Source organism: Desulfosporosinus sp. HMP52 (genome assembly GCF_000765145.1).
Taxonomy (GTDB): Bacteria; Bacillota; Desulfitobacteriia; order Desulfitobacteriales; family Desulfitobacteriaceae; genus Desulfosporosinus.
In genome coordinates, this window is record NZ_JMGA01000032.1 from 64,410 (window position 1) to 73,553 (window position 9,144).

Here is a 9,144-nt window from a genome sequence, read left to right on the forward strand (position 1 = left end):
CTTCTTCTCTGTGACATATTATACTGAGGCAGATAATATTTAGAGAGGATGAGTAAATAATGATTCGTATTGGAGTTATCGGACAGTCAGGAGAGATACCCGGCGAGCTTCAACAATTGGCTCATGACATTGGGCGGGAAATTGCTAACAGAGGGGCAATTCTTTTAACCGGCGGAACGAATGGGGTTATGGAGTGTGCTTCTAAAAGGAGCTAAAGAAGCAAACGGCCTGGTGGTAGGGATTTTGCCAGGGGATACCTTAGACAGAGCCAATAAATATATTGATATTCCTATTAATACAGGATTGAGTTTTGATTATCGCAGCTTAATTCTTGTTCATTCTTCAGATGCCTTGATCATGGTTGGGGGAGGTAATGGAACCTTAGGGGAATTGTCTGCTGCATACCTCAACCTCAAGCCTGTGGTGATCCTGGAACCTTCAGGCGGATGGGCTAAGAGAGTCAGGACAATGGCTTTTGAAGAAGAATATTTAGATGAAAGAAAAAGCATAAAACTGGATTACGCTCAGACGGTTAAAGAGGCTTTGGATATTGCTTTAAGCCGAATAGAAAAAGATCGAGACACATCAGCAAAATTACTTGCCGACGGGTGCCAAGGAAATAAATGTGATGCGGAACAATGATCTTTGCAGCCTCGAAGATGATAGCGTATAACAACAAGCAGCTAGACTATTGATCTTATATAATTGGAGGAGAAATCTGTGCTTACATTCTATTGTTTTCCACAGTGAACAACTTGCAAAAAAGCGGAGGCGGGTCTTCTGCAGCAGAATATGGAGTTAGAATATCGTAACATTGTGAAAAAACCACTCACAGTTGAGGAACTAATAGACTTAGCAAAGCTTGGTGAGGTTTCCATCCTAAGTCTCCTGAACAAGAGGAGCAAAACATACAAGGAGCTGGGGAAAGAACTTCAGGAGTCAGACGAAATGGCCGTCGCTGATTTTCTTGCCACGAATCCTAAGGCAATAATTAGACCGCTGGTTGTGGAAAACAACAAGCTTACGATAGGTTTTAAGCCAGAGCCTAAATAACTAAATCTGACTGTTTTATATATTTCTTGAGGTGAACAATGATTATAGAAGATACCGTGGATCAAATAATTAGTACTCGACAAAGCATTCTTGATGTGGCTGGTAAATTAATAGCCCAGAAAGGTGTTAAAGCTACCAGCCTATCGGATATAGCTAAAGAAGTTGGCATAAGCAAAGGGACCTTATATTACTACTATTCTAATAAGAACGATATTATCTATGACATTGCAGATATTCATCTGACAAGGATTACTAAAGAGTTATTATCATGGATTGAAAGTATTGAGAATAATATCTCAGCAGAGGATGTAATAAGAGTGGTATTTGAAAGAATATCCACGGCAGAAACTAGGGGAAAACTGCATCTTTATCTCATTAGTGATGCAGTTACCAGTAATGCCCCTCTTAATCAACGTTTTAGAGAAAAATATAGGGAATGGAGGATTGCACTGGAAAATGGACTGAGAAAGGTGTTGAAAGATAGAACAGCCGATTATGTCGTTTTATCCTATATAATACTTGCAGCTCTTGACGGATTCACAATTCAGTGGAGACTTGGCGAGGAAGACATTCCTATAGAAGGTATAGCTAAGGTGATATCGAAATTAGAGTAAGGCTCACGGCTCTATTGAGAACGTTATAACTTAACTAACGTTTAGAAATGCTCCCAGAGTATAGGCCTTATATTCTGGATTTTCTCGGTCGGTCGACCGACTGATACATTGGAGAAATATGAATTAGACTTCACACAGAGAGGTATAGGAGGAGGGGATCCTGAGATGTATAAGTTATATTGTAGGATCTATCAACGTGTTTTTAAAGCATTTGCTTACCTTTTGCCCTGGCGTGAGCCCGAGGTAATTCGGGGAGAAAACAGCTTGTGTAAGCTGCCTGGACTAATTAAAAGTAGGGACATAGACAAAGTTTTAATAGTAACTGACAAGATGATCGCTTCTCTGGGACTTACGGATAAATTACTTATGGGCTTAACTGATGTAGGAGTAGACTACGTTGTGTATGATGAAACTGTTCCAAACCCAACCATTGAGAACATTGAAGATGCATTACATCTGTATAAATCAAATAATTGCAAAGGCATAGTAGCTTTTGGCGGCGGCTCCCCCCTTGATTGTGCAAAGGGCGTAGGTGCACGTGTCACAAGGCCCAATAAGAGTATTTCTCAGATGAAGGGAGTATTTAAGGTCTTAAAAAGCATACCTCCTCTATTTGCTGTTCCTACGACTGCCGGTACTGGAAGTGAGACCACGATTGCTGCAGTCATTACAGATGGCAGAACCCATGAAAAGTACGCAATCTCTGATACGTCATTAATTCCCCATTATGCGGTCCTTGATCCGATGCTTACAGTTAATCTGCCGCCGCATATTACATCGACGACTGGAATTGATGCGTTGACCCATGCTGTTGAAGCCTATATTGGCAAAAGCAATACAAAAAGGACAAAAAAGTCTAGTAGAGATGCAGTAAGCTTAATATTTGCTAACATTTTTGAAGCCTATTCCAACGGAAAAAACCTAGCTGCACGGAAAAATATGCAAGAGGCTTCCTTCCTAGCAGGCTTAGCATTTACACGTGCCTACGTAGGTTATGTCCATGCAATAGCCCATACTCTTGGCGGATTTTACTCTGTTCCTCATGGGTTAGCTAATGCTATTATCCTGCCTTATGTATTAGAGTTTTATGGGGAATCAGCACATAAGCCTTTGGCAGAGCTGGCAGATTTAGTCGGTTTGAGTTCACCTGATGACAACCTTGAAAAAAAGGCAGTAAAGTTTATCGAAGCCATTAAAAGGCTTAACAAAAGCATGGACATCCCCACTAAAGTAAGCGGTATAATTGAGAGTGATATTCCTGTAATGGTAAAACGAGCACTTGACGAGAGCAACCCCCTCTATCCTGTACCGAAGATTATGTCCAGAGATGATATGACTAAGATTTATCATGTTATTAAGGAGTAGGTAAATATGTTTGGTTATGCTCAAAGAATAGCGACGATAGATTTGAGTAGTGGAATTGTTAAGGACTACCCGGTTTCTGAAAAGGACAGGGAGATGTTTTTAGGAGGGAAAACCCTGGCTGCTAAAATCATTTATGATTCTTTCAGCAGTAAGGTGGAAGGGTTTTCTGAAGAAAACCTTATCGTTATTACCACCTCACCTCTTACTGGTTCAACCTCACCCTGTTCTTCAAGGTTTAATGTTTCTACGATTTCGCCTTTAACAGGTCTTCTGGTTTCTTCAAATTGCGGTGGGAGTTTTGGCTTGCATCTCAAGCGTGCAGGCTATGATGGATTGATAATTTGCGGAAAAAGCAAGAGTAGGGTATATATCGATATTACTGATGAGATCATTTCTATAAAAAATGCAGATCATTTATGGGGTAAAAATACCGGGGAGGTACAGGCGTTATTAGGTGGAAAAAACAAAGGTAAATTCGTTATTGGAATTGCCGGGGAAAATTTGGTAAGGTATGCTGCTGTTATTAGTGATGAACGAGCCGCCGGTCGTGGCGGAGTAGGAGCAGTTTTTGGCTATAAGAATCTTAAAGGGATCGTGGCAAGCGGCAAAGAAACGATTAAAAAGTTTGATCAAGAGAGTTTTAAAAAACAGAATCTTAGCTGGATTAAAAAGCTCCAGTCCCATTTGCTAACTGGCGAGCAAATGTCCAAGCTTGGAACTGCTTCTCTTGTCAGTATGATGAATTTTCGTAATTTGTTAGCCACTAAGAATTATACTAGCGGTAGTTATGCTGATTTTGAAAATATCAATGGTGAAACCTTAAAGCGAGATTATTTAATCAAAAATAAAGGTTGTGTAACCTGTCCAATTCAGTGCGGCAGGGTAGTGAAAGCCTACGGAAAAGCTGTTAAAGGGCCGGAGTTAGAGACATTAGGGTTGCTTGGCAGTAATTTACTTAACAAGGATATGCAAGGTATCATAAACTTGAATCACCTATGCGATGAGTATGGTCTTGATACGATTAGCTTTGGTAGCACTGTTGGATTTGCCATGGAATTAAATGAAAAAGGTTTATGGAATAACGGCCTGAATTTTGGCGAATGCTCAGGGCTGGAAGAATTAGTTAAAAAGGTAGCAACTCGAGATGGAATTGGTAATGACTTAGCAGAAGGTACAAAACGTCTTTCCGAGAAATATGGTGGCAGTAATTTTGCAATGAATGTCAAAGGTATGGAACTTGCTGCCTATGAACCTCGTGCCGCACAGGGAATGGGCTTAGGGTATGCTACTTCAAACAGGGGTGGTTGCCACCTAAACGGCGGATATCTGGTTGTGCTTGAAGGCCTTGGCTTAAATGTTAGTGGAAAGACCGCAAGGGGAAAAGCCGCCTATACAATCTTTTTTCAAGATTTAATGGAAGTAGTATCAGCAGGAGGAACCTGTCTGTTTACGACTTATTCCTTATTACCCCAGGCCTTAATTAATAATCCTAATCATAGTTTAGTCAGGTTAATTAACAAACTTATACCGTCATATGGCTGGCTGGTGAGTTTTTTCCATAACCATTCCTGGTTAATGAGCTTTAATCTGAAGGGTACACTGCCTTACCCAAATGCTATCAAATCAGTGACTGGCTTCAAAATAAATATTGGTAACTTCTTGACAATTGGGGAAAGAGGATACAACCTAGAAAGACTTATCAATATTCAACAGGGTTTAAGAAGCAGTGATGATACTCTGCCCAAGAGACTTATCAATGAACTCCAAAGAGCGGATGACGCTGATAGTAAGGTGAAATTGGAAGAAATGATTAAAGATTACTACAGAATTCGGGGCTGGGATGAGCAAGGTATACCAACAAGACGCAGACTGAAAAAGCTGGGTCTAGAAGGTTATTACCGATGATTACTGTTAAGTTTTTTGGATTAATTAGTGTGGATTACAACATAAGGCAGATTCTTGTAAAAGAAGGTTCTGTAAAACAAGCGTTAGAAGAGATAAGGAAAAGCTGTCCCCACATTCCGGAACAGCATCTTATGAAGGCACTATTGTTTGTCAATAAACAGCACCTCAGCGGTAATAAGCGTTTTTCCGTGCTACTCAAAGATGGTGATGAGTTAGCGTTAATCAATCCTTCTAGTGGAGGGTAACATTAGCTATTTTGACTTGAGTAATGTTCCAGAACTCGAAGGAAATTAGTGGGCGCAGGAGCTTGAACGGTTATTTCGTGCTGCTCAACGGGATGGGAGAAGTGAACAGAAATAGCATGTAAGGCTTGCCCATTTATCAGATTTGAGGCTTTTCCATACATTCTATCGCCAATAATCGGATATCCAAGATGAGTTAAATGGACTCTTATCTGATGTGTCCTTCCAGTTTCGAGAGTCAGTTCTAGCAAGGAAGCGTTTGAAAGCCCCTGAACCGTCTTGTAATGAGTTATAGCCGGATCCCCTTTGAGGTTAACCGCTCGTCGGTTTGGCTTGGTAGGATGAGATCCAATGGGTGCATTGATTGTTCCGGATGGAGGGTCTACAATTCCTTGAACTAAGGCTTGGTAAGTTCGTTTCAGACTACCATCCTTTAAAAATGTTTCCAGGATTGTTTGAGTACGACTATCTTTAGCAAAGACAATACATCCCGAAGTTTCTCTATCAAGGCGGTGTATCGGTCGTATTGTGCAGATTACTTCCTGTTGTTGAAAATAGAAGGCTAGGTAATTACTTAATGTACCACTGGAGGTTTGGCCTGTGGGATGCACTAATAGGCCTGAAGGTTTGTTTAAGACGATTAGATAATTATCTTCATACAATACCTCAATTGATCCTGACTCTGGTTCGACACCGTAGGAAGAATCTTCTAAAGATAGTATACGTAAAACATCTCCGCCTTTAACCTTCTTCTGTAGGAATACGGCCTTATTATTTTGCATAATACCTTTTAGGCGTGTGAGTTTTTGAATTTTTCTTCCAGAGTACATATGAATCTGTTTTAAGTAGCTTTCAACTGTAAGACCTTGATGTTCTTCAGTAACTAAGTAGGTTTTGTAGGATTTCATAATCACCAGTTCCAATCTATCGATAATTAATAAATCTCCGAATCTGTGGTTACTTAATTGTGATTTTAATAGCCTAAGCGGATTATACCCTTGGTACGCTTCCTCTAGACTACCATGTTTTTACTTGTAATCATACTTAAACCCAAGGAGATTTTATATTACGATTCTTGAAATGTTGGTAACCCAGCTGACCTTTATAAATTGAAGTTAACTTATTTGAGTTGGTGCTTTACAATAGAGACAGATGATTGATCAAAGTGCCTTTCAAATCAAATACAGCTAGGCAGCCTAATACTGCCTAGCTGTATTTTTGTGGAATTAATTCTAGTTTATAAGACAAGTTCCACTGCCCATTCCGTTGCCAAAACCCCCTCCAGCGGCCGAACCTGCTTGCTTGCCTTTACGGCCCGCACCTTGGCCCATTCCTTGTCCCTGTCCCATACCAAATCCAGTTCCTGTGCTTTTCCCGATACCATTGCCGGTTCCATCACAGTTTGCTTGATTTGATTTAAGAGAGTTATAAATAGCGTCTGCTTGTTCTTGGGTGATCTTTCCGTCAGCAATTCTTTGGTCTAAGACCGATTTCTTCTGCTCGAGGATTTGAGCCTTGAATTCTTCTAGTTTTCCTGCTTCATCAGCAATGGCTCCGTATGTTTTTCCATCGGCTCTTTCAGTAGTGACTTGTTCTACTGTTTTCCCAGTTAAACCAGCAGTAATCTCTGCTGGCGAAGTGCCGGTAACTGCAGCAAAGGCAGTCCCGGTTACTCCCAGTAGTCCAACGACCGTAGCAGCAATGAGGTAAGTCTTAATTTTTTTCATAATTTCGTTAGCCCCTTTCACATCTGAGTAGATCTTATATTTGAAGTATAATCAACATTTGTGTCAAAAGTATGACAAATAAATAATTGCGCCTTATAATTAATTATTAGTAAAGGATGCAGTACATACTTATGTTAAGGAGGAGTCCACTAAGTGCTTAGCTTTGACGCTCTTCATAATCCCTATTCATCGCGCAGAATGGCAACATATGCAGCTAAAGGGATGGTGGCTACTTCCCACCCCTTAGCTGCTGAAGCCGGATTATCAGTATTAAAAAAAGGTGGAAATGCAATTGATGCTGCAATAGCGACAGCAGCGTGTTTAACGGTGGTAGAACCTACCTCGAATGGAATAGGAGGGGATGCTTTTGCCTTATTATGGTCAAAGGGTCAACTTTACGGCCTTAATGCAAGTGGTAATGCACCCCAGCAGCTCTCTTTGCAGGCCTTGAAAAAGAGGGGGTATCAAGAAATTCCCGTCTACGGATGGATCCCAGTCACCGTTCCGGGAGCTCCTGCGGCCTGGGCTGAATTATCAGCTCGTTTCGGAAAACTTCCCCTAACTGATGTTTTGGCACCCGCAATAGAATACGCTGAACAAGGTTTTCCCATTTCTCCTACAGTTGGAGGGAGTTGGGAAATTTCCTTCGAAAGATACTCTCGTGATCTTAAAGACGAGGAGTTTAAACACTGGTTTCGTATGTTTGCGCCCAAAGGACGTGCCCCCAAAATTGGGGAGCTTTGGAGTGCTCCGGAACAGGCTCGAACGTTGCAATCTATTGCTGAAACAAAGGCCCACTCATTTTATAGGGGAGATATTGCTGACAGAATTGATGAGTTTTCTAAACGCTATGGTGGTTTTCTTAGAAAAGCTGATTTAGAAGCATATAAGCCGATATGGGTTAAACCGATCTCTGTAAATTATCGCGGGTACGAGGTATGGGAAATTCCTCCGAATGGACATGGACTGGTTGCTTTAATGGCTTTGAATATACTAAATGGGTATGATTTTGAAAGCAAAGAGGTGGCTGAATCTTATCATCTTCAAATCGAAGCCATAAAGTTGGCTTTCGCTGATGGGAAGAAGTACATAGCTGATCCAGCTCAGATGAGCGTTCATATTGAAGATCTTCTTTCAAATGGATACGCTATAGAACGACGTAAACTAATCGGAAATAAAGCCCTTCATCCTGAACCAGGTCATCCGCCAAAAGGGGGTACAGTTTATCTGGCTGCTGCAGATGGTGAGGGGAATATGGTTTCCTTTATTCAGAGCAACTATATGGGCTTTGGTTCTGGTTTAGTTGTACCGGGAACGGGAATTGCCCTTCATAATCGCGGGAATAATTTTTCCCTTGATCCCAAGCATGTAAATTGTCTACAGCCGGGTAAAAGGCCTTACCATACTATTATTCCGGGATTCTTAACTAAAGGGAATACCCCTGTTGGGCCCTTCGGGGTTATGGGTGCATTTATGCAGCCACAAGGGCATGTCCAAGTCATTATGAACTCTATCGATTATCACTTGAATCCTCAAGCAACCCTTGATGCCCCTCGTTGGCAATGGATTAACGGGAAAACCGTCGAGATTGAGCATTCTTTTCCAGAACATATTGCTCATGAATTAATCCGTAAGGGCCATGATATTCGCTATTCAATGGACACACCTAGTTTTGGGCGAGGGCAAATCATTTGGAGAACGACAGATGGGATATTAGTGGGTGGTACGGAACCAAGGGCTGATGGTCACATTGCCCCATGGTGATAAATGGTTTTAAATTATTTAAAGAGCATTATTTCGTTGGAATTTTTGAGCCTTCCATTTATGAAGTTTAGTGGAAGGCTTTTGTTTTGTCTTTTTATCAGGACCTTTTATCATGAAGACAAATAATGATGATATAATGTAATGTATATTTGACACAAAGTCAGAAAGATGCTACCATAAATCTAAGAGGTACTTACTTGAAAGACGAGAGGCCACTTTGTAAACCAAGAAGCATTTTTTGTAACCGACAACTGAATATTTGTAAACGAAACGCAGTTTTTGTATCCGAAAAGCCATTTTTGAAAACGAAAAGCAGCTTTTGTAACCCAAATGCAGTTTGATTTATTCGTTTTTCTGGCGTATCATGAGAAAAATGGGCATGCCAAAGGGAGATCGACTCCCTCTCGATTTAATTGTAATCGGAGAATCCACCCCTATTTATGGATGTGCATGGAGGGTTGGCGGCGCATTATT

Annotated in this window: 9 protein-coding genes and 1 pseudogene; 8 read left to right on the top strand and 2 right to left on the bottom strand. The window is 40.9% G+C overall.

Translation table 11 applies throughout. The annotated features are described in order from the left end of the window. The first annotated feature begins 59 nt into the window (after positions 1–59). The 7 genes and pseudogenes from DP73_RS24220 to DP73_RS13755 all read left to right on the top strand — a co-directional run bounded on the left by DP73_RS24220 (position 60) and on the right by DP73_RS13755 (position 5,182). Entirely contained in the window at positions 60–215 is a 156-nt protein-coding gene (locus DP73_RS24220) for a hypothetical protein (RefSeq protein WP_282432681.1), read from the top strand. Then, positions 196–642 carry an LOG family protein gene (locus DP73_RS13730; RefSeq protein ID WP_282432682.1) on the top strand — a complete coding sequence of 149 codons (447 nt, stop codon included), beginning with the start codon at positions 196–198 and terminating at the stop codon, positions 640–642. The genes DP73_RS24220 and DP73_RS13730 overlap by 20 nt, the downstream gene beginning before the upstream one ends. 120 nt (positions 643–762) lie before the next feature. Beyond that, a pseudogene (locus DP73_RS13735) lies at positions 763–1,053 on the top strand (ArsC/Spx/MgsR family protein); the annotation flags it as partial. 38 nt (positions 1,054–1,091) lie between these two features. Then, a complete protein-coding gene (locus DP73_RS13740; protein WP_034600247.1) occupies positions 1,092–1,667 on the top strand; it encodes a TetR/AcrR family transcriptional regulator in 576 nt (191 codons plus the stop codon). Positions 1,668–1,832: 165 nt separating this feature from the next. Further along, positions 1,833–3,032, top strand: a complete 1,200-nt coding sequence (locus DP73_RS13745; RefSeq protein ID WP_034600248.1) for an iron-containing alcohol dehydrogenase — start codon at positions 1,833–1,835, stop codon at positions 3,030–3,032. Positions 3,033–3,038: 6 nt separating this feature from the next. After that, on the top strand, positions 3,039–4,937 hold the full coding sequence (locus tag DP73_RS13750) for an aldehyde ferredoxin oxidoreductase family protein (protein WP_034600249.1): 1,899 nt from the start codon (positions 3,039–3,041) through the stop codon (positions 4,935–4,937). Continuing rightward, positions 4,934–5,182, top strand: a complete 249-nt coding sequence (locus DP73_RS13755; RefSeq protein WP_034600250.1) for a MoaD/ThiS family protein — start codon at positions 4,934–4,936, stop codon at positions 5,180–5,182. The genes DP73_RS13750 and DP73_RS13755 overlap by 4 nt, the downstream gene beginning before the upstream one ends. A 2-nt stretch (positions 5,183–5,184) precedes the next feature. On the opposite strand, the gene DP73_RS13760 is transcribed toward DP73_RS13755, so the two are convergent. Together DP73_RS13760 and DP73_RS13765 are read right to left on the bottom strand one after the other, a co-directional pair. Next, positions 5,185–6,087: an RluA family pseudouridine synthase gene (locus DP73_RS13760; protein ID WP_034600251.1), complete on the bottom strand. Its 903-nt coding sequence runs from the start codon at positions 6,085–6,087 to the stop codon at positions 5,185–5,187. Positions 6,088–6,411: 324 nt separating this feature from the next. Further along, complete coding sequence (locus tag DP73_RS13765; RefSeq protein ID WP_034600252.1) at positions 6,412–6,906, bottom strand: DUF2680 domain-containing protein; 495 nt, start codon at positions 6,904–6,906, stop codon at positions 6,412–6,414. Between the two features lie 198 nt (positions 6,907–7,104). On the opposite strand from DP73_RS13765, the gene ggt reads away from it, so the two are divergent. Further along, positions 7,105–8,670, top strand: a complete 1,566-nt coding sequence (gene ggt, locus DP73_RS13770; protein WP_052090675.1) for a gamma-glutamyltransferase — start codon at positions 7,105–7,107, stop codon at positions 8,668–8,670. The last annotated feature ends 474 nt before the right edge of the window (positions 8,671–9,144 follow it).